The 24,301-nt window shown below is 64.7% G+C and carries 22 protein-coding genes; 14 read left to right on the forward strand and 8 right to left on the reverse strand.

What is annotated here, in order from left to right; translation table 11 throughout:
* Positions 1-36: 36 nt before the first annotated feature.
* On the forward strand, positions 37-1,644 hold the full coding sequence (locus tag J2X35_RS03545) for an FGGY-family carbohydrate kinase (protein WP_310180983.1): 1,608 nt from the start codon (positions 37-39) through the stop codon (positions 1,642-1,644).
* Between the two features lie 10 nt (positions 1,645-1,654).
* The gene (locus tag J2X35_RS03550) at positions 1,655-2,722 is read left to right on the forward strand and encodes a sn-glycerol-3-phosphate ABC transporter ATP-binding protein UgpC (RefSeq protein WP_310180985.1); all 1,068 of its coding nucleotides are present in this window, start codon (positions 1,655-1,657) and stop codon (positions 2,720-2,722) included.
* A 13-nt stretch (positions 2,723-2,735) separates the two neighbouring features.
* Here the strand turns inward: J2X35_RS03550 and J2X35_RS03555 are convergent, their stop codons facing one another.
* Positions 2,736-4,838 carry a bifunctional rhamnulose-1-phosphate aldolase/short-chain dehydrogenase gene (locus J2X35_RS03555; RefSeq protein ID WP_310180987.1) on the reverse strand — a complete coding sequence of 701 codons (2,103 nt, stop codon included), beginning with the start codon at positions 4,836-4,838 and terminating at the stop codon, positions 2,736-2,738.
* 227 nt (positions 4,839-5,065) lie between these two features.
* Here J2X35_RS03555 and J2X35_RS03560 point away from each other — a divergent pair, with 227 nt between their 5' ends.
* The 12 genes from J2X35_RS03560 to J2X35_RS03615 all read left to right on the forward strand — a co-directional run bounded on the left by J2X35_RS03560 (position 5,066) and on the right by J2X35_RS03615 (position 17,640).
* On the forward strand, positions 5,066-5,842 hold the full coding sequence (locus J2X35_RS03560; protein WP_056108802.1) for a DeoR/GlpR family DNA-binding transcription regulator: 777 nt from the start codon (positions 5,066-5,068) through the stop codon (positions 5,840-5,842).
* Positions 5,839-7,254 carry a carbohydrate kinase gene (locus J2X35_RS03565; RefSeq protein ID WP_310180989.1) on the forward strand — a complete coding sequence of 472 codons (1,416 nt, stop codon included), beginning with the start codon at positions 5,839-5,841 and terminating at the stop codon, positions 7,252-7,254. Before J2X35_RS03560 ends, J2X35_RS03565 begins: the two co-directional genes overlap by 4 nt.
* Positions 7,255-7,330: 76 nt before the next feature.
* On the forward strand, positions 7,331-8,839 hold the full coding sequence (locus tag J2X35_RS03570; RefSeq protein ID WP_310180990.1) for a sugar ABC transporter ATP-binding protein: 1,509 nt from the start codon (positions 7,331-7,333) through the stop codon (positions 8,837-8,839).
* A 5-nt stretch (positions 8,840-8,844) separates the two neighbouring features.
* Positions 8,845-9,843, forward strand: coding sequence for an ABC transporter permease (locus tag J2X35_RS03575; protein ID WP_056115374.1), 999 nt, complete (start codon positions 8,845-8,847; stop codon positions 9,841-9,843).
* Between the two features lie 11 nt (positions 9,844-9,854).
* On the forward strand, positions 9,855-10,799 hold the full coding sequence (locus J2X35_RS03580) for an ABC transporter permease (RefSeq protein ID WP_056108811.1): 945 nt from the start codon (positions 9,855-9,857) through the stop codon (positions 10,797-10,799).
* A gap of 64 nt (positions 10,800-10,863) precedes the next feature.
* Positions 10,864-11,970, forward strand: a complete 1,107-nt coding sequence (locus J2X35_RS03585; protein ID WP_056108814.1) for a substrate-binding domain-containing protein — start codon at positions 10,864-10,866, stop codon at positions 11,968-11,970.
* Positions 11,971-12,060: 90 nt separating this feature from the next.
* A complete protein-coding gene (locus tag J2X35_RS03590) occupies positions 12,061-13,131 on the forward strand; it encodes a class II aldolase/adducin family protein (protein ID WP_310180994.1) in 1,071 nt (356 codons plus the stop codon).
* Positions 13,132-13,134: 3 nt separating this feature from the next.
* The gene (locus J2X35_RS03595; protein ID WP_310180996.1) at positions 13,135-14,412 is read left to right on the forward strand and encodes an FGGY-family carbohydrate kinase; all 1,278 of its coding nucleotides are present in this window, start codon (positions 13,135-13,137) and stop codon (positions 14,410-14,412) included.
* Positions 14,412-15,257, forward strand: coding sequence for a TIGR01459 family HAD-type hydrolase (locus tag J2X35_RS03600; protein WP_310180998.1), 846 nt, complete (start codon positions 14,412-14,414; stop codon positions 15,255-15,257). Before J2X35_RS03595 ends, J2X35_RS03600 begins: the two co-directional genes overlap by 1 nt.
* A gap of 19 nt (positions 15,258-15,276) precedes the next feature.
* The gene (gene rhaI / locus J2X35_RS03605) at positions 15,277-16,566 is read left to right on the forward strand and encodes an L-rhamnose catabolism isomerase (RefSeq protein ID WP_310180999.1); all 1,290 of its coding nucleotides are present in this window, start codon (positions 15,277-15,279) and stop codon (positions 16,564-16,566) included.
* Entirely contained in the window at positions 16,566-16,883 is a 318-nt protein-coding gene (gene rhaM / locus J2X35_RS03610) for an L-rhamnose mutarotase (RefSeq protein ID WP_310181001.1), read from the forward strand. The genes rhaI and rhaM overlap by 1 nt, the downstream gene beginning before the upstream one ends.
* A 73-nt stretch (positions 16,884-16,956) precedes the next feature.
* Positions 16,957-17,640, forward strand: coding sequence for a class II aldolase/adducin family protein (locus tag J2X35_RS03615; protein WP_310181003.1), 684 nt, complete (start codon positions 16,957-16,959; stop codon positions 17,638-17,640).
* A gap of 147 nt (positions 17,641-17,787) precedes the next feature.
* Here J2X35_RS03615 and J2X35_RS03620 read toward each other — a convergent pair whose 3' ends face one another.
* The 7 genes from J2X35_RS03620 to J2X35_RS03650 are packed head-to-tail and all read right to left on the reverse strand — an operon-like array spanning position 17,788 to position 24,281.
* Positions 17,788-18,852, reverse strand: coding sequence for a 4-oxalomesaconate tautomerase (locus J2X35_RS03620; RefSeq protein WP_310181006.1), 1,065 nt, complete (start codon positions 18,850-18,852; stop codon positions 17,788-17,790).
* A gap of 25 nt (positions 18,853-18,877) precedes the next feature.
* Positions 18,878-19,384 carry a tripartite tricarboxylate transporter TctB family protein gene (locus J2X35_RS03625; RefSeq protein ID WP_056108836.1) on the reverse strand — a complete coding sequence of 169 codons (507 nt, stop codon included), beginning with the start codon at positions 19,382-19,384 and terminating at the stop codon, positions 18,878-18,880.
* Positions 19,381-20,370 carry a tripartite tricarboxylate transporter substrate binding protein gene (locus J2X35_RS03630; protein WP_056108839.1) on the reverse strand — a complete coding sequence of 330 codons (990 nt, stop codon included), beginning with the start codon at positions 20,368-20,370 and terminating at the stop codon, positions 19,381-19,383. The genes J2X35_RS03625 and J2X35_RS03630 overlap by 4 nt, the downstream gene beginning before the upstream one ends.
* A gap of 3 nt (positions 20,371-20,373) precedes the next feature.
* The gene (locus tag J2X35_RS03635; RefSeq protein WP_056108842.1) at positions 20,374-21,918 is read right to left on the reverse strand and encodes a tripartite tricarboxylate transporter permease; all 1,545 of its coding nucleotides are present in this window, start codon (positions 21,916-21,918) and stop codon (positions 20,374-20,376) included.
* A gap of 1 nt (position 21,919) precedes the next feature.
* The gene (locus tag J2X35_RS03640; protein ID WP_310181009.1) at positions 21,920-22,804 is read right to left on the reverse strand and encodes a DUF1932 domain-containing protein; all 885 of its coding nucleotides are present in this window, start codon (positions 22,802-22,804) and stop codon (positions 21,920-21,922) included.
* Between the two features lie 56 nt (positions 22,805-22,860).
* The gene (locus J2X35_RS03645) at positions 22,861-23,535 is read right to left on the reverse strand and encodes a 4-carboxy-4-hydroxy-2-oxoadipate aldolase/oxaloacetate decarboxylase (protein WP_056108847.1); all 675 of its coding nucleotides are present in this window, start codon (positions 23,533-23,535) and stop codon (positions 22,861-22,863) included.
* Entirely contained in the window at positions 23,532-24,281 is a 750-nt protein-coding gene (locus tag J2X35_RS03650) for a PIG-L deacetylase family protein (protein WP_310181012.1), read from the reverse strand. The genes J2X35_RS03645 and J2X35_RS03650 overlap by 4 nt, the downstream gene beginning before the upstream one ends.
* Between the last annotated feature and the right edge of the window lie 20 nt (positions 24,282-24,301).

Here is a 24,301-nt window from a genome sequence, read left to right on the forward strand (position 1 = left end):
CGCACGGCGGCCGGGCGCTTATCGGACTGAAAGAAGATGGCCAGTTATTTTCTCGGCATAGATGTCGGGACGGGCAGCGCCCGTGCCGGCATATTCGACGGCGCAGGCACGATGGTGTCGAGCGCCAAGCGTGACATCCTGCTTTTCCAGGATGCTCCGGACATCGCCGAGCAGTCCAGCCATGACATCTGGCAGGCGGTCTGCGCCAGCGTGAAGGAGGCGGTCAAAAGCGCCGGGCTTGCCGCGGCGGACATCGCCGGCATCGGCTTTGATGCGACATGCTCGCTGGTGGCGCTGGGGCAGGGCGGCACGCCGTTGCCCGTCGGGCCGCACGGCGACGGCAACCGTGACATCATCGTCTGGATGGACCACCGTGCACTCGACCAGACGCGCCGCATAAACGCCACCGGCCATCCTGTGCTGAAGTATGTCGGCGGCACCATCTCGCCGGAAATGGAGACGCCGAAGCTTCTGTGGCTGAAGGAGAATTTGCCGGCGACCTATGACGCCGCCTGGCAGTTCTTCGACCTCGCGGATTTCCTCACTTGGCGCGCAACCGGCAGCCTTGCCCGTTCGGTCTGCACCGTCACCTGCAAATGGACCTATCTGGCGCACGAGCAGCGCTGGGACGAAAGCTATTTCCGCCAGATGGGCCTCGGCGATTTGGCGGATCAGCAGTTTGCCCGTATCGGCACGGACATCGTTCCCGCTGGCGAACCGCTGGGCAGCGGGTTGACCGAGCAGGCCGCATCCGAGCTCGGCCTGCGCCCCGGAACGCCGGTTGGCGCCGGACTGATCGATGCCCATGCCGGCGGCGTCGGTTCCGTCGGAACTGGTGATGCGACGACGACAATGGCGTATGTGTTCGGCACCTCGGCCTGCACGATGGCGAGCAGCCGCGAGCCGATCTTCGTGCCCGGCGTCTGGGGTCCGTACTATTCTGCCATGGTGCCCGGCCTGTGGCTGAACGAAGGCGGCCAGTCGGCGGCTGGCGCCGCCGTTGACCAACTCGTTTCATTGCATCCGGCCTGGCCGGAGGCGCGGGCAAATGCCGATCGGCAGGGCAAATCCGTCGCCGCATGGCTGGCGGATGAGGCGTCCAAGTCGGCCCCGATGCGCTCCGCCGCCGTCGAGCTCGCCGGCAATCTGCACGTCGTGCCTGATTTTCTTGGCAATCGTTCGCCCTTCGCCGACCCGCAGGCGAGGGCGGTCATTGCCGGCCTGGGCATGGATCGCGGCATCGACAGCCTCGTGTCGCTCTATGTCGCCGGCATCCTCGGCATCGGCTACGGCCTGCGCCAGATCATTGCGGCGAGCCGCAGCGAAGGTGCTGAAATCGAGACGATTGCCATCAGCGGCGGGGCCGGAAGCCATCCGCTGGTGCGCCAGTTGCTGGCCGATTGCACCGGTCTGCCGGTTCTCGTGCCGGCGCAAGCTGAGCCTGTGCTGCTGGGCGCCGCCATGCTGGGTGCGGCGGCGAGCGGAGCTTTTCCATCCCTGCAGGATGCCATGAGCGCCATGTCCGGCGTCGGCGAGATGTTCACGCCAGCAAGCGGCGACATCGCAAGTCTGCACGAACGGCGCTTCGCCGCTTTCGAAGCACTGCAAAACACGGCCCGGTCGATCCGGGCGGAAGAACGATAGGAGGATCGACATGGCTGGTCTGAAGCTCAACGGCATCAAGAAGCGCTACGGCAATGTCGAGGTCATCAGGAATGTCGATCTCGACATCGCCGACGGTGAGTTCGTCGTCTTCGTCGGGCCTTCCGGCTGCGGCAAGTCCACCCTTTTGCGCATGATCGCCGGGCTGGAGGAAATCTCGGGCGGCGAGCTCTATATCGACGGCAAGCTGTGCAACGAGATGGAGCCGCGCGAACGCGGCATTGCCATGGTGTTCCAGTCCTATGCGCTCTATCCGCACCTGACGGTGCGCGAAAACATGGGTTTCGGCCTTTCGCTGAACAAGACGCCCAGGGATGAGATGGAGCGGCGGGTGAATGAAGCCGCGCGCATCCTCAAGCTCGAACCGCTGCTCGACCGCAAGCCGAGCCAACTGTCCGGCGGCCAGCGCCAGCGCGTCGCCATCGGCCGTGCCATCATCCGCAAACCGACGGTGTTCCTGTTCGACGAGCCGCTGTCCAACCTCGATGCCGCGCTGCGCATGGACATGCGCATGGAGATCGCCAAGCTGCACAAGGACCTCGGCGCGACGATGGTCTATGTCACCCACGATCAGGTCGAGGCGATGACGCTGGCTGACAAGATCGTCGTGCTGGAGGGCGGCGTCGTCCAGCAGATCGGCGCGCCGATAGATATCTACAAGAACCCGGCCAACAAGTTCGTCGCCGGCTTCATCGGCTCGCCGAAGATGAATTTCATGGACGTCACGGTCGACAGCGTCTCGGCCGGCCGGGTGACGGTTGCCTCTTCGGCAATCGAGCCGGTGGCCATCGAGGCGAAGGGATTCGCGGTCGGCGACAAGGCGCTGCTGGGCATCCGTCCGCAATATCTCAGGCAGGAGCAAGCCGTTGGCGCGGCAGGCGCCATGAAAGGCAGCATCTCCCTGGTCGAGCGGCTGGGCACCGAAACCATCGTCAGCTTCGAGACGCCGTCGAACGAACGGGCGCTGGCGGTCATTCCCCGGGACGAAGCGTTCGAGGCCGGAAGCGGCATCGAATTCTCCTTCGACCCGAAATCAGCGCATCTGTTCCCCGCGGCATAGCCGGGCTTGTCGCTCAGCGGGTAAAGCTCTGCGCGTTGCCGGCATCGACATTGATGATGTTGCCGGTCGATTTGGCCGACATGTCGGACGCCAGGAAATACACCGCCTCGGCGATGTCTTCCGGGAACACCGAGCGCTTCAGCATCGAACGCTTGCGGTAGTGCTCCTCCAGTTCGTCCGGCTGCATCGCGTAGGCGGCGGCGCGCTGCTCGCGCCATTCGCCGGTCCAGATTTTCGAGCCGCGCAGCACGGCGTCCGGGTTGACGGTGTTGACGCGGATCTGGTGCTCCGCGCCCTCCAGCGCCAGGCAGCGGGCGAGGTGGATTTCCGCCGCCTTGGCCGTGCAGTAGGCGGCGGCGTTGGGCGATGCGGCCAGGCCGTTCTTGGAGGCGATGAAGACGATATTGCCGCCAAGCTGCTGCTGCTTGAAAGTTCGGAAAGCTTCGCGCGACACGAGGAAGTAGCCTTTGGCGAGGATATCCATGTTGCGGTTCCACATGGACAGTTCGGTGTCTTCGATCGGTGCCGACGACGAGATGCCGGCATTGGAAACGAGGATGTCGACGCCGCCGAATTCCACCGCGCTTTGCGAGAAGGCGGCTGCGACGCCGGCCTCGTCGGTGACATCGAGTTTGAATGGTCTGACGAAATCCTCGCCGAAAGCCGCGCCGAGTTCATCATTGGCCTTGGCGAGCGCCGCATCGTCGATGTCAGCCAGCACCACGCAGGCGCCTTCGCGCAGCAACCGCGTCGCCGTCGCCTTGCCGATGCCGCCTGCGCCGCCGGTGACGAAGGCGATCTGCCCGGCCAGCGACTTCGGCTTGGGCATGCGTTGCAGCTTTGCCTCTTCCAGCAGCCAGTATTCGATGTCGAAGGCTTCCTGCTCAGGCAGCCCGACATAGGTCGAGACGGCGGAAGCGCCGCGCATGACATTGATGGCGTTGACGTAGAATTCGCCCGAAATGCGCGCCGTTGCCTTGTCAGCGGCGAAGGTGAACATGCCGACGCCAGGCATCAGGTAGACGACGGCATTGGCGTCCCGCACCGCCGGCGAACCGGGGTGCTTGCAGCGTTCGTAATAGGCCGCATAGCTGGCGCGGTAGTCGTCCAACGCTTGCGGCAGGCCGGCGATGACGGCGTCCAGATCGGGCTTGGCCGGATCGAAATCGAGCACCAGCGGCCTGATCTTGGTGCGCAGGAAATGGTCGGGGCAGGAGGTGCCGAGCGCCGCCAGCGCCTGCAGGTCCTTTGAATTGACGAACTCCAGCACCGCGTCGGAATCGTCGAAATGGCCGATCTTGAGCTTGCCGGATTGGGAAATGCCGCCGCGTATGCGCGGCATCAGTCGCGCCGCGATGGCGCGGCGCTCCGCTGCCGGCAGCGACTTCGCCGCCGCGCCGCCGAAGGCCGGCTTGCCCTTGATCTGCTGCTCGAACCACTCGATCGCCTGATTGATGGTGTCGATTGTCGTTGTGTAGCATTCCTTTGGCGTGTCGCCCCACGTGAACAATCCATGGCTTTCGAGGATCACGCCCTTGGCGTCGGGGTTCTCCTCGCAGAATTTGCCCAGCCACAGGCCGAGTTCGAAGCCAGGACGCTTCCACGGCAGCCAGCCTATGGCATCGCCGAAAATCTCCTTGGTCAGCGTCCTGGAATCCTTCGCCGCCGCAATGGCGATGATGGCGTCCGGATGCATGTGGTCGACGAACGGCCTCGGCACGAAGGCGTGCAGCGGCGTGTCGATGGATGCCGCGCGCGGGTTCAGGTTGAAGGTGCAGTGCGGCAGGTAGCCGACCATCTCGTCTTCGTGTTCAAGGCCGCGATAAAGCCCCTTCAGTGCCCGCAGCCTGTCCATGTAGAGCGTGGCGAAGCCGTCGAGCTTGATCGAGGCGCTGTCGCCGCCCGAGCCTTTCACCCACAGCACTTCGACCTGCTCGCCGGTCAACGGATCCTTCTGCCGGATCTTGGACGAGGTGTTGCCGCCGCCGTAATTGGTCACCCGCTTGTCCGAGCCGAGGATGTTCGAGCGGTAGACGAGCCGTTCTGCCTCGCTCATCGCCGCCGCCTTGGCGTCGCTCCACAGATTGGTCAGCCGCGTGGACTTTTCATCGCTCATATCGAAATCCTCCCGAGCGGCGTTTTCATGCCGTCTCTCTCGGCTGCTAAATCAGGCAAATGCGCTCCGATTGTCAATCGAAAAAGAGGAAGCTTAATCATTGTGCGACGCAATATGAACCAGTTGCGATGCAATATGAGCGAAGTTTTTCAAAAATCGCTTGCGTGCCTATCCAATTTGCGTAACCTAGCTCACAGGTAGCCGATTGAGCGCCTTGGGAGGAGTTCTTGAACGATTTGGTCCGCCAGCGGCAGATCATAGAGCTTTTGCGTGACCGGCCCTTTGCGTCGGTGCGCGAGCTGCAGGAACATCTCGGCGTCTCGGCCGCGACGGTGCGGCGCGATATCGACAAGATCGACGAGTCCGGCGAGGCGCGCAAAGTCTATGGCGGTGTCTCGGCTCTCGACGGCGCCGCACTGGGAACCGCCTTCGCCCGTCCCTATGACGAAAATCGCGACCTGGCCGTCGATGCAAAGCGCCTGATCGCCGAACTGGCAGCCACCATGGTGGCCGATGGCGACGCGGTGATCGTCAATGGCGGATCGACCTGTTTCCATCTCGGCGTCAAGCTGGCCGACCGCAACATTCGCCTGTTCACCAATTCCATGCCGCTCGCCGGCTATCTCGGCGACCATGGCAAATGCAGCCTGACCATCGCCGGGGGCGAATTGTATCGCGAGCCGCGCGTCATCTATTCGAACGCGGAGCCGGTCTCGTTCTATGCCTCCAAGTATTTCCTCGGCGCGCAGGGCATCAGCCCCGAGGGGTTGCTGGAATCGCACCCGCTGATGGTGCGTTCGATCCAGGAACTCAGCCGCAATGTCGACCAGATCGTCGTGCTGGCCGACAGCCGCAAGTTCTCCATCCACGCCCGCAACGTGGCGCTGCCGCTGTCGCGCGTCGGCACGCTCATTACCGATGACGGCCTGTCCGATCAACACGCCAAGATGCTGGAGAATGCCGGCGTCACTTTCCGCATAGCCTCGAATGGGGGCAGGGGATGACGGGTCCGCTGGCGGTTTTCGATTTCGGCAAGACGAACTCCAAGCTGTTCGTTTTCGCAGCCGATGGATCGCTGCTGGACGAGCGGCGGACCAAGCCCGTCTGGCATGATTTTCGCGGCCGCAGCGTGCTCGACGACGAACGCCTGTTCGCCTGGATGAAAGGCGAGCTTGCCGATGTCGTGGAGGCGCATGGCGTCACCGGCCTGATGATATCGGCGCATGGCTGCGCCTTTGCGCTGGTGCGCGGGCCGGATCTCCTGCATCCGATCCTCGATTACGAGCAGGAGATCCCGCCTTCGATCGCCGCCGTCATCGATCCGCTGCTGCCGGATTTCTCCGAGACCTATACGCCATGGCTGCCGCTCGGCTTCTCCATCGCCCGCCACATCTACTGGCTGGAAACGGAAGAGCCGGCAGCCTTTTCGGCGACCGAGTCCATTCTCTGCTACCCGCAATACTGGGTCTGGCATTTCACCGGTCGGCCGCTGGCGGAATGGTCCTATCTCGGCGCGCACAATCAGCTCTGGGCGCCGCTCAAGCGCGATTTCTCCTCGCTGGTCGACCGTATGGGCTGGCGCGCGAAATTTCCCGAAATCGCGCCCGCCGGCGCCATCGTCGGCGAGACGACGGTCATGCTGGCCGATGGCAGCACGCGCCAACTCGCGGTCCACAATGGCGTTCACGATTCCAACGCCGCGCTCGCCTATTACCGCATGACCGGCCTGACCGGCTTTACGCTGGTGTCCACCGGCACCTGGGTCATCATCATCAATCTCGACTGTCCGCTGGAGGCGCTCGACCCGGAGCGCGATATGATCTCCAACGTCACGGTGAATTGCGAGCCGGCGCCGTCGCTCCGCTTCATGGGCGGGCGCGAATACGATCTGATCAGTGACGGCTGGGGCAAGCCGATTTCGCGGGGTACGGTGGAAGCGGTCATGCGGCGCGGCGTCTTCGCCATGCCGTCATGGGCGGCGGGCGGCCCGTTCCCGGAAACGCAGGGCCATATCGTCGGCGGCGATGTCGAGGGCGAGGAGCGGGCGGCGGTTGCGGCGCTGTACGTTGTCATGATGACCGATCTGTCGCTCGATCTGATCCGCTCGGATAATCTGCTCGTCGTCGATGGCGGGCTGGCGAAACTCGACCTGTTCACCGCCATGATGGCGCAGTTGCGCCCGGCGCAGACGGTGGTGCGTTCGACCATGAGCGAAGGCTCCGCCACGGGAGCAGCGGCGCTCGCTTTCAAGGCGCTGGGCCTGGCGCCGTTCAGGGACGAGACGATCGCGGTTGAGGCGAGCCGGCTGGAGGGGCTGGAAGCTTATCGTGACCGCTGGCGTGACATGGCGGAGCGCGGCCGCGCGGCGGCGAAGACAGGTGCTTCGGCAAATGTAAATGAGGGACGTCGCGCATGATGCACTTCCCCCTTCTTGCTCATCTCGATATCGGCATTCCCGGTTCGATCATGCATGTCAACGCGGGGAGGCATCCATGACCGCCCCCTATGTCAGCCTCACCGGCATGTCGAAATCCTTCGTCGGCGTGAAGGTCTTGAAGGATGTCAGCTTCGACGTGCGTCCGGGCGAGGTCCATGCGCTGCTCGGCGAAAACGGCGCCGGCAAGTCCACGCTGATCAAGATGATGGCGGGGCTTTATACGCCCGATGCCGGGACCATCGTGGTCGATGGCAAGGAGATGAAATTCGCCTCGACCCGCGACGCGACCGCCGCCGGCATCGCCACCGTCTATCAGGAACTGCTGCTGTTTCCGGAAATGACGGTGGCGGAAAATGTCTTCCTCGGCCATTACCCGCGCACCGCGCTCGGCATCATCGATTGGCCCGAGGTGCGCGCCCGCACCCGCCAGCTTCTCGACCAGCTCGACACGTTCGATCTCGACGTCGATACCAAGGTGCTCAGCCTTTCGGTCGCGCAGCGCCAGCGGGTGGAGATCGCCAAGGCGCTGAGCAAGAACGCTCGCGTGCTCATCATGGACGAACCGACGGCCTCGCTGGTCGAGGCCGATGTCCAGCGCCTTATGGCGGTCGTGCGGCAGTTGCGCGAGCGCGGCGTCGCCATTGTCTATGTCAGCCACCGCATGTCGGAAATCTTCGCGCTGGCCGACCGCGTCACCGTGCTGCGCGACGGCGCGCATGTCGGCACCCGGGACATCGGCGAGGTCGACGAGCGGGAACTTGTCTCGATGATGGTCGGACGGCCGATCGACAGCCTGTTTCCCAAGGCCGAAGCCGCGATCGGCGAAACCGTGCTGGAGGTGAAGAACCTCAATCACGGCCGCCATGTGCGCGATATCTCCTTCGCGCTGCGCAAGGGCGAAATCCTCGGCATTGCCGGACTGGTCGGCAGCGGCCGCACCGAACTGGCATTGACCCTGTTCGGCATGACGCCCGCGACCTCTGGAGAAATCCTGCTCGACGGCAAGCCCGTCCGCATCGCCTCGCCGCGGCAGGCGCGCGATCTCGGCATCGCCTATGTGCCGGAGGACCGCGGCCTGCAAGGTCTCGTCAAGTCGATGGCAATCCGCAAGAATGTCTCGATGGCCTCCATCGAGGACGTGTCGTCCGGCATCTTCATCAAGGCTGGCGCCGAGGCGCAGCGCGCGCTGGATGCGGTCAAGCGGCTTGGCGTCCGCTGCCGCAGCATCGCACAGCCGGTCGGCGAGCTGTCCGGCGGCAACCAGCAGAAGGTGGTCATCGCCAAATGGCTGCAGACCAATCCGAAGGTCCTGATCCTCGATGAACCGACGCGGGGCGTCGATGTCGGGGCCAAGGCCGAGATCCACACCATCATGGGCGAGTTGGTCAAGCAGGGCGTCGCTATCCTGATGATCTCCAGCGAACTGCCGGAAGTGCTCGGCATGAGCGACCGGCTGCTGGTGATGAATGGCGGCCGGGTGACGGGAGTGCTGGACCGCGCCGAGGCGACGCCCGAGCGTGTCGGCGCCGCCATGACCAGGCTCGAGACGGGAGAGGCGGCGTAATGGCGATGACCGGGATTGATTTGCCTCCAGTGCGGCCGCGGACAGGCTTGCAGCGGCCAGGTGCGCTTCGGCGGCTGGTTTCCGACTATGGCCAGGAACTGGTGGTTCTGACGGCTATCGTCGCGCTGTTCATCGTCGTGACAATGGTGAACCCGCGCTTCATCAGCACCAACAATCTGACCTCCATCTTCGCCGGCAATGCCTATATCGCCGTCGCCGCCATCGGCATGTCCATGGTCATCATCACCGGCCATATCGACGTATCGGTCGGCGCGCTGATCGGCGTGCTGGCGACCATCTCCGGCACGCTGGCGGTCGCCGGCTATCCGGTCTGGGTGGCGTGGTTCGCGCCGGTGCTGGTCGGCATGGCCATCAACAGCGTCATCGGCGTGCTGGTCGCCTATGCGCGCATACCCTCCATCGTGGTCACGCTGGGCGCGCTGTCCATCCTGCGCGGCGGTCTGATCAGTGTCACCGGCGGCACCTGGATCAGCGGCCTGCCGCCGGAATTCCTGATCGCGCAGAAAAGGCTGCTCGGCCTGCCGGTGCCGATCATCGCCATGGTGGTCCTGACGATCCTGGCGGCGCTGTGGATGCGCTATTCGGCATTCGGCCGCTCGCTCTATGCCATCGGCGGCAATCCGGAAGCCGCACTCGCCACGGGCATCCCGACCGAGCGACGCACCGTGGCGGTCTTCGCCATTCACGGCGCATTCGCCGGGCTGGCGACGATCCTGTTCGCGACGCAGCTGCAGGTCATCCAGTCGACGGTGCCGCCCAATCTGGAACTGACGGTGATCACCGCATCCGTCATCGGCGGCGTTTCGATCCTGGGAGGAACCGGCACGGTGATCGGCTCGACCCTGGCGACGATCCTGTTCGCCACCATCGGTTCGGCGCTCATCTTCGTCAATGTCTCGGCCTACTGGCTGCGCGCCGTCATCGGCCTGCTGATCCTTGCGACGGTGCTGGCCGACATGCTGCGCCGGCGCGGCCGGGCATGAGGGGCGCATCGATGACCGTCAAATCCATCTTCCGGCACGAAACACTACTGGCGCTGCTGCTGGTCGCCGTGCTGATCGTGCTGTCGTTCCAGTCCGACCGGTTCTTCACAGTCAGCAACCTGCTGAACCAGGGCCGCCTGATGACCGAGATTGGGCTGATCGCCATCGCCATGACCTTCGTCATCGCCACCGGCGGCATCGACCTTTCGGTCGGCTCGATCCTCGGCCTGACCGCGATCCTGACCGGCGTGTTCTGGCAGAATGTCGGCATGCCGCTCGCAGTTGCCGCATGTGCCGCCATTGCGGTCGGCAGCTTCGCCGGTTTCTGCAACGGGCTGATCATCACTCGCTTCAACGTGCCGCCGCTGATCGCGACCCTGGCGACGCTGGCGCTTTATCGCGGCCTTGCCGAAGGCATCAGCCAGGCGCGCTCGGTGCGCGGCTATCCGGAATGGTTCTACGTGCTGGGGCAGGGCGAGGTGCTGGGCGTGCCGACGCAACTCTGGATTCTTCTGCTGGCGGCGGTCCTGGCATCAATCATCCTGGCGTATACGCGCTGGGGCCGCACGGTCTACGCCATCGGCTCCAACGAAGTCGCCAGCCGCTTCTCCGGCCTGTCTGTCGAGCACACCAAGCTGGCGCTCTATACGGCGTCAGGCTTCGCGGCGGCACTTGCCGGCGTCATCTTCGTGTCGCGCGTTTCGACCACGCGCTCCGACATGGGCACCGGCATCGAACTGGACGCCATCACGGCCGTGGTGCTCGGCGGCACGTCGATCTTCGGCGGGCGAGGGACCATCCTCGGCACCGTCATCGGCCTTTGCCTCATTCAGGCGCTGAAGAATGGGCTGTCGCTTGCCGGCGTCAAAGGCGATGGCACGATCATGCTGATAGGCGCGGTTCTCATCCTGGCGATCCTCGCCAGCAATCTCTTCGAGAGGAGCGGCACTCGATAATCTGGAAGTAACCGTCCATCACTGCCGCTCTCAAGTGTCCGGACGAATTCATGGAGGAGGAAACATGCGTAACATCGTTCTTTCGACGCTGCTGGCTTTGTCCGTCTCGACAAGCATCAGCTACGCCCAATCGACCTGGACCGGCGGTGACGACCTGCCGACCAATCCGCTCGCCTGCGACGCGACGCCGGCAACCGCCGCCGCCAAGCCGTACGATGGCGGCCAGCCGACCAATGCGCCCGACCGCAAGGGCAAGACGCTGACCGTCGTCGATGTGCCGAAGCTCGTCGGCATCGGCTACTTCAACGCCACCTCCAAGGGCATCGCCGATGCCGCCAAGGAGATGGGCAACATGAACGCCAAGACCGACGGTCCCTCGAAGGCCAACATCGACGACCAGATCACGCTGATCGACAACTACATCACCAGCGGCGTTGACGGCATCCTGTTCGCCGCCAACGATCCGGTCGCCATCGCCCCGGTGCTGAAGAAGGCGCTCGCGGCCGGCATCAATGTGGTCGGCTACGACGCCAACTCGACGCCGGACGCCCGCCAGTGGTTCGTCAACCAGGCCGAGTTCAACGGCATCGCCAAGGCGATGATCGATTCCGCCGCGGCCGAGATCGGCGAGGACGGCGCGTTCGCCATTGTCACCTCGACCTTCACCACGCCGAACCAGGCGCGCTGGATCTCCGAGATGGAAGCCTATCAGGCCAAGTGCCATCCGAAGATGAAGTGGCTGGAAACGGTCGAAGCGCAGGAAGACAACATCCTGTCCTTCAACCAGTCGAACACGCTGATCAACAAGTATGGCGATGAGCTCAAGGGCATCCTCGGCATGACCAGCGTGGCGACGCCGGCGGCGGCCGACGCCGTGACCCAGGCTGGCAAATGCGGCAAGATCGCCGTTGTCGGCCTCGCCACGCCCAACGCGATGAAGCCATACGTGTCGGCCGATTGCGTGAAGTCGGTGGTGCTGTGGAACCCGGTCGATCTCGGCTATGCGGCCGCCTATGTGCTGCGCGCCGTCGCCGACGGCACCCTGGCGCCCGGTGGCACGACTGTGAAAGCCGGCAAGCTCGGCGATCTCTCCGTCATCAACGGCTCGGAGATCCTGCTCGGCGCGCCGACCGTCTTCACCAAGGAAAACATCAACAACTTCGACTTCTGATGTTGGAGAGGGGACGCGTCCGCGCGTCCCCTTTTTTATCCGCCCGAAGGCGGCTGGCCGAAACTGAATGACCCGAAAGGAATTCCAGCCATGCCGGATGCGGCCGACTGGCAAGCCGAACTGGCCGAACTTGAAGCGCTGTCGGCGCGTATCGGCGCCGATCCATTGCTCACCCAGGGCGCCGGCGGCAACACCTCGCTGAAGATCGACGGCACGCTTTGGATCAAGGCGTCCGGCACATGGCTGGCGCATGCGCTGGAGCGCAGGATCATGGTGCCGGTCGAGATCGAGCCTCTGCTCGACGCCGTGCATTCCGTCGATCCGGCAGCCGAGCAGGCGCATCGCTTCACCATCGCATCGCTGAACCCGTCGGGCCTGCGGCCGTCCATCGAGACGACTGTCCATGCGCTGATGCCGCAGCGCGTCGTGCTGCACGTCCACTGCGTCGATACCATCGCCCACGCCGTGCGCAAGGATTGCATCGAACAGGTCACGCCCCGGCTGGAAGGCCTCAACTGGGCTTATGTGCCCTATGCGCGGCCAGGCCTGCCGCTGGCGCTCGCCATCGCGGAAAACAGCACGTCAGGCCCGGACGTTCTCATTCTCGCCAATCACGGGCTGGTTGTCGCGGCGGATACGGTCGCGAGAGCTGAAGCGCTGCTGGCGGAGGTGAAGAACCGGCTTCGCATCGAACCACGCTTGACCCCGCCTGCCGATTTGGAGCGACTGCCCGAACTGGCCGGAGCGGACTACCGCCTGCCGGCGTCGCAGGCCGCCCATGCTGTGGCGACCGACCCGGTCAGCGCCGCGCGCGCCGCGGGCAGGGCGATGTACCCGGACCATATCATTTTCCTGGGCGACGGTCCTGCGATCGCCCGGCCGGGAGAAAACGCCAAGGCGGTTGCCGAGCGTTTCGGCGCGCCGCCCGTCTCGATTGTCTTTCCCGGCATGGGGGTCCTGATGCGGAACGACGCGCCGCCCGGCGCCGACGCCATGGTCCGCTGCCTCGCCGACGTCGCCGCGCGGCTGCCCGCCGATGCGCGGGTAAGGGTGCTGACGCCGGATGAATATCTGCAACTGACCGATTGGGACGCCGAGAAATACCGGCAGCAGCTTGCGCGCAAAGCTAGTTCTGCCGGCGCTGCGCAAAAGATTGCCTGAACAATGACCGCGCGGCTCGCCATCGGCATCGACCTTGGTACGTCCGGCGCCCGCGCCGTGGCGATGAATGCCGCGTTCGAGATCGTCGCGCAGGGAGCGGCGAAACTGCCATCAGTTCAAGATGGCGCGAGTGACCCGCGCGAATGGTGGCGGGCCGTCGAGATGGCGCTTCAGAATGTGCTGGCTGATGTGGACCGTCCGACGGTCGGTGCGATCGCAATCGATGCAACCTCCGGCACGCTTCTGCCCGTGGATGAGGCCGGCACGCCGCTGGCCGCGCCTCTCATGTATGACGCGCGGGTGGCCGACGACGCCTTGCTCGCCCGCATCGCCCCGTTGATCCCGCCCGACAGCGCCGCACACGGTCCAACCTCGGGTCTCGCCAAGGCGCTGGTCTTCCAGTCCGTGCCGGGCGTTGCAAGAATCCTGCATCAGGCCGACTGGATCGCCGGCCGCCTTGCCGGCCATTTCGGCACGACCGACGAGAACAACGCGCTGAAGACCGGCTATGACCCAATCGAGCGCTGTTGGCCGGACTGGATGGCGGCGACGGGCTTGCGCATGGATTTGCTGCCGCGCGTCGTGACCCCCGGCGCGCCGATCGAGACCATCGATCCAGCGATGGCTCGCGCGTTTGGTCTTTCGCCCGACGTCGTTATCGTGGCGGGCACTACCGACGGCTGCGCGGCCTTCCTGGCCACGGGTGCGGACAGGCCGGGCGACGGCGTCACCTCCCTTGGCTCGACGCTGACGCTGAAGTTGCTCAGCGACAGGCCCGTCTTCGCCGCCGAATACGGCATCTACAGCCACCGCATCAATGGCATGTGGCTGGCCGGCGGCGCGTCGAACACCGGCGGCAAGGTGCTGGCGCATTTTTTCCCGGCCGAGGAGATCGCGCGCCTCTCCGCCATGATCGACCCGGCGACAGTCACCGCTCTCGATTTCTATCCTCTGCTGGAGGCCGGAGAGCGCTTTCCGGTCATGGACCCGGCCTGTCCACCGCGCCTGACGCCACGTCCCGCCGACGATGCGGAATTCCTGAAAGCCATGCTTGAAGGCATCGCCAGCATCGAAAAGCAGGGCTATGCACGATTGACCGAACTGCGCGCGCCGCGGCTTCGCTCGGTCCGGACAGTCGGCGGTGGTGCCACCAACCCAACCTGGACGGCGATCCGTCAACGGAATACCGGCGTTCCCTTTATCCCGGCGCAGTCGGAGGAGGCGGCAGCCGGCGCGGCGCGCCTGGCTTTGGCCGGGCTTGGCGCGGTGGGAGAGTTGTGATGCAGACGCTGTCAGTTCCGATGCTTTCCGGTGTCCGTGAGCTCGCCGAGAAATTCGACATCTTCGTGCTCGACCAGTTCGGTGTGTTGCTGGACGGCGTCGGGCCATATGCCGGTGCGGTGGAAACGCTGAGCAGGCTCAAGGGCGAGGGCAAGCGCATCCTGCTGCTATCCAATTCGGGCAAGCGCGCGACGCCCAACGAAGCGCGCCTGCTGAGGCTCGGGTTTGAGGCGGGAAGCTGGGATCATTTCCTCTCCTCGGGCGAGGTGGCGTGGCGATCGCTGCAAGCCTCCTTGGCCGGAAAGCCCGGCATGCGTTGCCTGCTGATTGCGCGCGACAGCGACCACTCCGCCATTGAAGGGCTGCCGCTGACCGCCACTACACACGGCGCGGATGCCGACATGGTGCTGATTTCCGGCAGCGAGAGCGACCGCTACGATCTCGACCATTACCGCCGCCTGCTCGAACCGGCGGCGGCGCGGGGCGCGCAATGCCTGTGCACCAACCCCGACAAGGTCATCCTGACCCATGGCGGACGCCGCTTCGGTTCCGGGCGCATCGCTGAACTTTATGCCGAGCTTGGCGGCCCGGTGACGTGGATCGGCAAGCCGTTTCCCGAAATCTATGCCGCCGCGCTCGACTTGCTCGGCAATCCGGACCCGGCGCGCGTCGTCTGTGTCGGTGACAGCATCGAACACGACATTGCCGGCGGGCAGGGCGCCGGCATGGCGACGACCCTGGTGACCACGGGAATACTGGCGGAGAGTTCGCAGGCCGAAAAGGCGGGGCTCTACGCGGAGCATGGCGCTACGCCCAATTTTCTCTTGAGGACATTTGCGTGGTGAACCACGCCGGAGGAATGACATGGAAACGATGATCGCAGCCGACGCCGTCGAGCAGAGCAACGCGGAGCGCGAGAACAATTTGCGGGCCGACTATGCCGCGCTTGGCGAACAGCTCGACCGGCGCGGCATCGCCATAGATGCCATTTTGGAAAAAGTCGGCGCTTTCGGCGTCGCCATCCCGTCCTGGGGTGTCGGCACCGGCGGCACGCGCTTTGCCCGCTTTCCGGGTGGGGGCGAACCGCGCGACGTCTTCGACAAGATCGAGGACTGCGCCGTCATCGCCCAGCTCACCCGCGCGACCCCGACGGTTTCGCTGCATATCCCGTGGGACAAGGCCGATCCGAAACGCATCAAGCAGGCGGCGTCGCGCTTCGGCCTCGGCTTCGACGCGATGAACTCCAACACCTTCTCCGACGCGGCGGACCAGAAGCACTCCTACAAATACGGCTCGCTCAGCCATGCCGACGCGGCGGTGCGCCGCCAGGCGGTCGAGCACAACGTCGAATGCGTCGGGATTGGCAGGGAACTTGGGTCGAAAGCGCTGACCGTCTGGATCGGCGACGGCTCGAATTTTCCCGGACAAGTCAATTTCGCCAAGGCCTTCCGCCGGTATCTGGATTCGATGCATGAGATCTATGCGGCGCTGCCGGACGACTGGCGGCTGTTCACCGAACACAAGATGTACGAGCCGGCCTTTTATTCCACCGTTGTGCAGGATTGGGGCACCAACTACCTGATCGCCAAGGAGCTGGGGCCGAAGGCCTTCTGCCTGGTCGATCTCGGCCACCATGCGCCGAACGTCAACATCGAGATGATCGTGTCGCGGCTGATCCAGTTCGGCAAGCTGGGCGGCTTCCATTTCAATGACAGCAAATATGGCGACGACGACCTCGACGCCGGGTCTATCGACCCGTACCGGCTGTTCCTCGTCTTCAACGAGCTGGTCGATGCCGAGCTGGCGGGCGCGGAGGGTTTCAACCCCGCCCACATGCTGGACCAGAGCCACAATGTCACCGACCCCATCGAAAGCCTGATGCTGTCGGCCGTCGAGGTGCAGCGCGCCTATGCGCAGGCGCTGCTGGTCGACCGGAAGGCGCTCGAGGCGCATCAGGACGACAACGACGCGCTGATGGCGACGCAGACGCTGAAGGCCGCCTACCGCACCGATGTCGAGCCAATCTTGGCCATGTCGCGGTTGAAGTCCGGCGGCGCTATCGACCCCGTCGCGACCTATCGCGCCTCGGGCTACCGGGCCAGGGTCGCTGCGGAAAGGCCTGCCGTCTCGGGCGGCGGCGGGGGCATCATCTGATGCCCGAACGCATTGCCTTCCGCATGGTCCTCAATCCGGGCCAGGCGCACGAATACAAGAAGCGGCATGACGAGATCTGGCCGGAAATGACCGCCGCGCTGCGCGAGGCCGGCATTTCCGACTACACGATCTGGCTCGACCCGGAGACCAACCATCTGTTCGCGACATTGGTCCGCGCCGACAACCATGCGATGGACAGCCTGCCGCAGACGGACATCAACCGCCGCTGGTGGAAATTCATGGCGGATGTGATGCAGTACGACGACCGCGCCGAGCCGGTCGTGGTGCCGCTGCAAAACGTCTTCAGGATGGACTAGGACAGCTCATGCCGCGCAACGCGCGGGCAGGGCGGATAACCATGATTGCAAGTGCAAGCGAAGGATTTTGACGATGAGTGACAGAGCGCAGCGCGAAGAGATGGTGGCCATCTGCCGCAAGATGAACTCCAGCGGAATCAACCAGGGCACTGCCGGCAATCTTTCGCTGCGCGTCGGCAAGGGCTTCCTCATCACCCCGTCCGGCCTGCCCTACGATACGATGACGCCGGAAGACATTGTCGAGATGGATTTCGACGGCACCTATCTCGGCCGCCGGCCCTCTTCCGAATGGCGCTTCCATCGCGATATCTTGAAAGCGCGGGACGACATCGATGTCGTGCTGCACTGCCATTCGGTCTATGCGACGACGCTCGCCTGCCACCACAAGACGATACCGAGCTTCCATTACATGACCGGCGTCGCCGGCGGCACGACCATCCGCTGCGCCGAATACGCGACTTTCGGCACCCAGGCGCTTTCCGACAACGCGCTCGTCGCGCTGAAGGACCGGCTCGCCTGCCTGCTCGGTCAGCATGGCCAGATATCGCTGGGAAAGAACCTCGAGGCAGCGCTCTGGCTGGCAATCGAGGTCGAGACGCTGTCGCGCATGTATGTCCAGGCGCTGACGCTCGGCGAACCGCCGGTGCTGTCCGACGAGGAAATGGCGCGCGTCATCGAACAGATGCGCCGGATGAGCTATGGCCTGGCGCCCGACGCCGAGGGCACCAACGATATGGCGCGGCCACGGCAGGCTTAGCGCGCCGGGTTTTGACGGAAACATTCGGTTGGCGATGATGCGACTGTCGAATGCTTCCGTATAATCATCAAGGGCTCTGGTGCGGAAGCGCGGCTTTCGGGCGAAGGCCCTTGGGCAGAGGCCGGGCGGCCGTCCCGGCCTTGGCTCTCAGCCGAACACCCGCCCCTCGAACAGTTTGCGCGATGTGCTGACGATCGAGGATTCGCCCAGTCCGTAGGGCTGGCTGTCATCGGTCCGCATCACGATCTCCATCTGGCCGCTGGCGTGCTCCACGGCAACCATCTTCTCGCGGCCTTCAGGCAGGGATGCCAGGCTGTAGGCCGGGCTTTCCGGCAACAGGCAGGCGGTCGCCACGCTCAAGCCGCCGAACACGCCGATCGAGGCGTGCACGCGATGCGGGATGAAGCTCCGCGTCATGATGGCGCCGCCATTCTTGGGCGCGGCCACCAGGGTCATCTTCGGGACCGACTTTTCCGACACGTCGCCAAGGTTCATCAGCGGGCCGGCCTGAAGGCGGATTTTTTCCACCCGCGCCTTGACCTCGGCAGCCGCTTCCAGCTCGGCGCGGGTCTCGTAGCCGGTCAGCCCGAAATCCGCCGCACGCATCACCACGACCGGCATGCCGTTGTCGATCAGCGTGCATTCGACGCCGTCGATCTCCGTCAGGGCCGAGCCGGTCGGCAGCAGCGCGCCGCAGCTTGAGCCGGCGGCATCGGAGAAACTCAGATAGATCGGCGAGGCGGGCGTCGGCACGCCGTCGATATATGCGTCGCCCTCGTAGACCGGCTTGCCGTCCTTGGTGCGAACCCGCGCAACGGTCGTCTGGCCGGTGTTTTCCATGAAGATGGTCACCGGCGTCTCGCCCTCGACTGGAGCAACCAGCCCGCGCTCGATGGCGAAAGGGCCGATCCCGGCCAGGATATTGCCGCAGTTCTGGCTGTCGGAAACCAGCGGCTGGTCGACGAAGACCTGCAGGAACAGATAGTCGACATCGATGCCAGGCCGCTCGGACTTGCGCACCACCGCCACCTTGCTGGTCAGCGGGTCGGCGCCGCCGATGCCGTCGATCTGGCGCGGATCGGGCGAGCCCATGATGCGCAGCAAAAGCCTGTCGCGCTCCGCCTTGTCCCGCGGCAGGTCCTCGGCAAGGAAATACCCGCCTTTGGACGTGCCGCCGCGCATCATGATGCAGGCAATTCCGTCAGATACCATTGTCTTGTCTTCCTTGATCGCACCGTCAGGGCAGGGGCAGGTCCAGCAACATGCCGAAGATGACATAGGCGATCGCCCAGAAGCCGACGCCGGTCAATACGGCCCGCAGCAAGAGTTTTTCGCCGGTGAAAAGCAGCGTCGCCAGCCCCGTGGCGAGACCGAGCGACACGGCGAGGCCGATCCATGCCGAACTCACCGAAGCGGCTATGAACAGGCCGATCAGGCCGGCGACGCGCGGCACATCGACCTTGCCGTCGGCGCCGCCGAAATCCATGCCGCGCAGGACCTGGACCAGATAGACCGCCGAGGCCAGCAGTCCGAGTATCGCGATCTGCATCGGCAGTGCGCCGGGGCCGAGATCGCCACGCGAATGCCCTTCCGGCAGTTCGAGGCTGAGGACGAGAACGGCCGCGTTCCAGGCCAGGCTGACGCAGGCCGCGATGGCGTTCTGCCAGAAATGGGTGCCGGGCTTTGCCCTTCCCCCGGTGGGGAAGGGCTCCGCCGTCGAAGCTGTCGACGTTTCGCCGGTCATTTTATGTATCCGCTGGCCTTCAGGAATTCCGTCTGGCTTTCAAGCTCGCCCTTGGCGCGCTTGGTGAATTCCTCTTCCTTCCAGTCGGGGCTGTCCTGCAGCTGCTCGGTCTGGAATTTCTTCCAGTCTTCCGAGGCCGTGACCTTGTCGATGGCGGCCTGAATGGCATTGACGGTATCGTCCGGGGTGCCGGCCTTGACCGCGATGCCGCGCCAGATCGAATCTTCGAGGTTGTAGCCTTGTTCCTTGAAGGTCGGCGTATCGGGCAGGAATTCCGTGCGCTCGGGCGTGGAAACGCCGAGCAGGCGGATTTCGCCGCTCTTGACCTGCGACAGACCCGTGGAAGGGGTCATCATGGCGGCGTCGAGATGCTTGCCAAGCAGGCCGAGCGTCACCTTGCCGGAGGCGTCATGCGGGATCCAGCCGCTCTCGAAGCCACCCTGCTTCATCAGCTGGTAGAGCATGTACTGGTGGAAGCCGCCCGGCGCATGGCCGCCGACCTTCAGGCCGTTGGGATTTTCCTTCATGTATTTGACGAAGTCATCGACCGACTTGAGCGGGCTGTCAGCCAGAACCGCGAGTGAAGACGGCTCCGATTGCATGGCGCGCAGCAGACGCAGATCGTCGATCTTGAACGGAATCAGGCCTTGCGCGATGCCGAAGGTCAGTGTGCCGGTCAGCACCAGGATGTTATAGCCGTCCGCCGGCTGGTTCATGATCTGCGAGACGCCGACCGCGCCGCTGCCGCCCGGGCGGTTGTCAACCTTGACGCTCCAGCCGACCTGCTTCTCGAGCAGCTCAGCCAGCTTGCGGCCGTAAGTGTCCAGCGCTCCTCCAGCGCCGGACCATACGACCAGCGTCACCGATTTTTCAGGAAAGCCAGCGGCGGTCGCGGCCACCGGCATCATGGCCGTGGAAAGGCCGAGCGTTGCGCAGAGCGCTGCGGTGATCAGCCGCGAACCAAGCGATCGTCTTGTCATTTTCATCGTCTACTCCTCCATTGATTTCAGGGAAGGCGCGCCTCCCGCGGCCGCCTCCGTCTTTTGAATGGCGCGGCCGAGGCTGCGCTTGCGGAACCCGCGCCACAGCGGTACCGCCAGGCTGACCACGCTCAGAACCAGGAACAGCAGGCTGATCGGGTCGGTCACGAAGATCATGTGATCGCCCTGCGACGACACCAGCGCCGTCCGGTAGTTGGATTCGATCAGGTAGCCGAGCACCATGGCCAGGATCACAGGCGGCACCGGGAAATCCAATTTCTTCATCAGGTAGCCGATCACGCCGAAGCCGAGCATCAGATAGACGTCGAACATCAGATTGCGGATGGCGAAGGCGCCCAGCACCGCGAAGGCCATGATGCCGACCGCGATGACCGCGTCGGGCAGCAACACCGTCTTGGCCATAATCGGCAGGAACAGCGACCCGGCAATGTACTGGACGAGCGAGGCGATGATGACGCCGAACAGAATCGCGTAGACGAGCGTCGGCGCATCGGTGAACAGTTGCGGACCCGGATGCAGGCCGTGCATGATCAGCGCGCCGACCATGATGGCGGTGGTCGGCGAACCGGGCACGCCAAGCGCCAGCAAGGGCACCAGCGCGCCGCCGACGGTCGCGTTGTTGGCGGCTTCCGGCGCGGCGATGCCGTTGGCCGAGCCGTGGCCGTATTCTTCCGGATGCGGATCGCGGGCGCGGGCATAGTCGCGCGCCACCCAGCAGGCGATGTTGCCGCCGACGCCGGGCAGGATGCCGAGCAGGGTACCGATGACGGACCCCGACAGCATGGTGCGCCAGGTTTTCTTCCACAGCGCCATCGACATGAAGACGTGGCCGACCTTGTCCTTGATGATGGGGGCGGCAGTTGCCCGGTTTTCCAGCATCACCATCGCCTCCGACACGGCGAAAAGGCCGATCAGCGCGGCGAGGAAGGGCACGCCCTCGTAAAGCTGGTACATGCCCAGCGTGAAGCGCGGCGTGCCGGCGATCGGATCGATGCCGACCGTGGCGAGCGCCAGGCCGAAGGCGGCGCAGATCAGCCCCTTCATCAGCGAGCCGCCGGACAGCGCCGCGACGGAGCAGAGGCCGAACAGCCCGACCGCGAAATATCCGGCGGGACCGAACTGCAATGCCAGTTTCGCCAGCGGCATGGCGAGCAGCAGAAGGGCAAGCCCGCCCAGCACGCCGCCGACCGTCGAGGCGGTGAGCGAAATCGAAATCGCTTCGTTCGCCTTGCCTTTCCGCGCCATCGCATAACCGTCGATGACGGTGGCCGCCGCCGCCGCGGTGCCGGGCGTCGACAACAGAATGGCGCTGATCGAACCGCCATATTCGGCGGATGTGTAGAGCGAGATCATCAGCAGCATGCTGAGTTCCGGCCCGAGATTGTAGGTGAAGGGGATGAGCAGGCTGAGTCCGATCGACGGGCCGAGGCCGGGCAGGGCGCCAATGACGATGCCGAGCAGCGCCCCGATGACGAGCATCGCCAGGCCCCACAGGCTGAAGATGACCTCAAGGGATTGAATGATCCCGTCCATGTCAGACCTCCCTGACCAAAGTTGCCGCCAATGCCGGCACGAAGCCGCGATAGCCGTCGGTGAAGGCCAGCCCCTTGTCCTTCAGCGCCAGATGGGCCGAGCCGATCGTCTTGCAGGCGGCGCGCGACATATGCGCGTCAAGGCCGAGCGACTCGATCGTGTTGGCGGCTTCCGTCATTTCGGTCACCCGCCGTGCGCCATGCTCGAACGTGCGCGACAAATAGTAGTCGGCGATTTCGCGCCAGTTCAGCCCGGGGAAGGACTCCTGGACCGAATCCAGGATGCGCTCGGTAACGCCCACCTTTTCAGCCGAAGTCAGGGCCTCGATCAGCAGGGCTTCGATGCCCTTGATCATCACCGACCGGATCATCTTGAGCGCGGAGGCCTGGCCGGGCGTGTCGCCGACCGCCTCGACATTCATGCCGAGTGCGTTGAGTTGTTCGGCCATCTCGCCGGCACGCTCTCCGGCCATCACGATGGGCACTTTCTCGGCATGGCGGGGCACCGGAGCCATGACGGCGCCGTCGATGAAGCTGCCTTTGCCGCGGGTGATCTCGCTTGCCGCGATCTGCTTGGTTTCCGAACCGACGGAGTTCAGGTCGATATAGACCGCGCCGTCTCGCATATGCTCAGCCGCCGACGCTGCCGCCGCGCGGGTGGCCGAGCCGACGACCAGCGACAGCACGATGTCGGCGGGCGCGATGCCGGAAATGTCGTCCAGTGCTGTCACAGCGCGCTCGGCCGCTGCCTTGGCAAGCGCCGGCGCGGCTGCCGGATCGGCGAAGCGCAGGTCGAAGGCGGATAGCTCCAGCCCCGGCCGGCCTTTGAGGCCCGCGGCAATGGATTGCGCGGCTTCACCGAAGCCGATCATGGCAATCTTCGTCATCTTTCCTCCCGATGACGCTGCTCGTCGGACAATGCCGCAGGCAGCGTTCGTTCTTGTCAGTCCAGGTAGCGCAAACCCTTGGCGGCCAAGGCGTCGCGCATGCCGTAAATGTCGAGGCCAAGCTCGCCGGCCGCCAGCCGCGCCCGCGTCTTGGCTTCCTTGTCGAGACGCGTCTGCGAAAGCTCCAGCGCCTTGCCGGCCTGTTCGCGAGGCACGACCATGACGCCGTCCTGGTCGGCGACGATGACGTCGCCCGGATTGACCAGTGCTCCGGCGCAGACGATCGGAACGTTCACCGAGCCGAGCGTGCCCTTGACGGTTCCCTGCGCCGATATGTGCTTCGACCAGACGGGGAAGCCCATTTCCTCAAGTTCCATCACATCGCGGACGCCGGCTTCGATGATCAGGCCGCGCACGCCGCGCGCCTTGAGCGAAGTCGCCAGAAGCTCGCCGAAATAGCCTGCGTCGCAGGGCGAGGTCGGCGCGACGACGAGAATGTCGCCTTCGCGGCACTGTTCGACTGCGACATGGATCATCCAGTTGTCGGCCGGCGCCACCGAGACGGTGACGGCGTTTCCCGCCACGCGGGCGCCGCGCCAGATCGGCCGCATGTAAGACTGCATCAGGCCGGTCCGGCCCATCGCCTCATGGACGGTGGCGGTTCCACAGCTGGCGAGGGCGTCGACAATGGCGAGGTCGGTGCGTGCGATGTTGCGACGGACGACGCTCATGCCGATGCTCCGTTGGCCAGCGCCCCATGACCGAGCGTGCCGGTAACATGCGGGAAGACGGCTTCGTAGGCTTCACCGTAGGTGATCTTGTAGTCGGAGTTGCGGGAGGCCTGCGCCCCGCGCTGCTGGGCGACGCGGGTATAATATTCCCAGAGATGCTCCTGGCCTTCCATGCATTTGATGGCCGCCAGTTTCTTCTCCCACACCGCGGTGATGTCGAGCATGAAGTTCGGCTTCCAGTTGCACTGCTCGGGCTGGTGCGGCTCGAACAGATAGACCGGCGGCGCGCCGATGATCTTCGTTTCCGGCTTGTGGCCATGCGCCTGGGCGATCACCCTGGCGTGCTGGGCGAAGTCCGTCGCCATGGGGTGATCGAAATTGTACGGATCCTGCCGCGAATGGGTCAGCATGAACTCTGGGCGGATCTCCCGGTAGACGTCCACCAGCCTGTCGAAAGCTTCCGGCGTGATCTGCATGGGGTAGTCGCCGAGGTCGAAAAATCGGATATCCTCGGCGCCGAGCGCTTTTGCCGCGTTTTCGGCTTCCCGCTGACGGTCGGCCTTCACCGTATCCAGCGTCATGCCGGGCTTGCGCCACAGCTTGGCGGACTCGCCGCGCTCGCCGAAGGACAGGCATACGACGGTGACCGCGTAGCCTTGTTCTGTGTGGGCCGCGATCGCGCCGCCGGCGCGCCATACGAAGTCTGCTGAATGCGCGCTGACAACCAGCGCCGTTTTACCGGGCATTATCGCTCCTCTCTCGATTT

This window comes from Mesorhizobium sp. BE184, from assembly GCF_031457045.1.
Lineage (GTDB): Bacteria > Pseudomonadota > Alphaproteobacteria > Rhizobiales > Rhizobiaceae > Mesorhizobium.

Excerpts from the sequence above, each read along its gene's own strand:
- J2X35_RS03545 (WP_310180983.1), top strand. The coding sequence starts at position 37 with ATGGCCAGTTATTTTCTCGGCATAGATGTCGGGACGGGCAGCGCCCGT.
- J2X35_RS03550 (WP_310180985.1), top strand. The coding sequence starts at position 1,655 with ATGGCTGGTCTGAAGCTCAACGGCATCAAGAAGCGCTACGGCAATGTC.
- J2X35_RS03555 (WP_310180987.1), bottom strand. The coding sequence starts at position 4,838 with ATGAGCGATGAAAAGTCCACGCGGCTGACCAATCTGTGGAGCGACGCC.
- J2X35_RS03565 (WP_310180989.1), top strand. The coding sequence starts at position 5,839 with ATGACGGGTCCGCTGGCGGTTTTCGATTTCGGCAAGACGAACTCCAAG.
- J2X35_RS03570 (WP_310180990.1), top strand. The coding sequence starts at position 7,331 with ATGACCGCCCCCTATGTCAGCCTCACCGGCATGTCGAAATCCTTCGTC.
- J2X35_RS03575 (WP_056115374.1), top strand. The coding sequence starts at position 8,845 with ATGACCGGGATTGATTTGCCTCCAGTGCGGCCGCGGACAGGCTTGCAG.
- J2X35_RS03580 (WP_056108811.1), top strand. The coding sequence starts at position 9,855 with ATGACCGTCAAATCCATCTTCCGGCACGAAACACTACTGGCGCTGCTG.
- J2X35_RS03585 (WP_056108814.1), top strand. The coding sequence starts at position 10,864 with ATGCGTAACATCGTTCTTTCGACGCTGCTGGCTTTGTCCGTCTCGACA.
- J2X35_RS03590 (WP_310180994.1), top strand. The coding sequence starts at position 12,061 with ATGCCGGATGCGGCCGACTGGCAAGCCGAACTGGCCGAACTTGAAGCG.
- J2X35_RS03595 (WP_310180996.1), top strand. The coding sequence starts at position 13,135 with ATGACCGCGCGGCTCGCCATCGGCATCGACCTTGGTACGTCCGGCGCC.
- J2X35_RS03600 (WP_310180998.1), top strand. The coding sequence starts at position 14,412 with ATGCAGACGCTGTCAGTTCCGATGCTTTCCGGTGTCCGTGAGCTCGCC.
- rhaI (WP_310180999.1), top strand. The coding sequence starts at position 15,277 with ATGGAAACGATGATCGCAGCCGACGCCGTCGAGCAGAGCAACGCGGAG.
- rhaM (WP_310181001.1), top strand. The coding sequence starts at position 16,566 with ATGCCCGAACGCATTGCCTTCCGCATGGTCCTCAATCCGGGCCAGGCG.
- J2X35_RS03615 (WP_310181003.1), top strand. The coding sequence starts at position 16,957 with ATGAGTGACAGAGCGCAGCGCGAAGAGATGGTGGCCATCTGCCGCAAG.
- J2X35_RS03620 (WP_310181006.1), bottom strand. The coding sequence starts at position 18,852 with ATGGTATCTGACGGAATTGCCTGCATCATGATGCGCGGCGGCACGTCC.
- J2X35_RS03625 (WP_056108836.1), bottom strand. The coding sequence starts at position 19,384 with ATGACCGGCGAAACGTCGACAGCTTCGACGGCGGAGCCCTTCCCCACC.
- J2X35_RS03630 (WP_056108839.1), bottom strand. The coding sequence starts at position 20,370 with ATGAAAATGACAAGACGATCGCTTGGTTCGCGGCTGATCACCGCAGCG.
- J2X35_RS03635 (WP_056108842.1), bottom strand. The coding sequence starts at position 21,918 with ATGGACGGGATCATTCAATCCCTTGAGGTCATCTTCAGCCTGTGGGGC.
- J2X35_RS03640 (WP_310181009.1), bottom strand. The coding sequence starts at position 22,804 with ATGACGAAGATTGCCATGATCGGCTTCGGTGAAGCCGCGCAATCCATT.
- J2X35_RS03645 (WP_056108847.1), bottom strand. The coding sequence starts at position 23,535 with ATGAGCGTCGTCCGTCGCAACATCGCACGCACCGACCTCGCCATTGTC.
- J2X35_RS03650 (WP_310181012.1), bottom strand. The coding sequence starts at position 24,281 with ATGCCCGGTAAAACGGCGCTGGTTGTCAGCGCGCATTCAGCAGACTTC.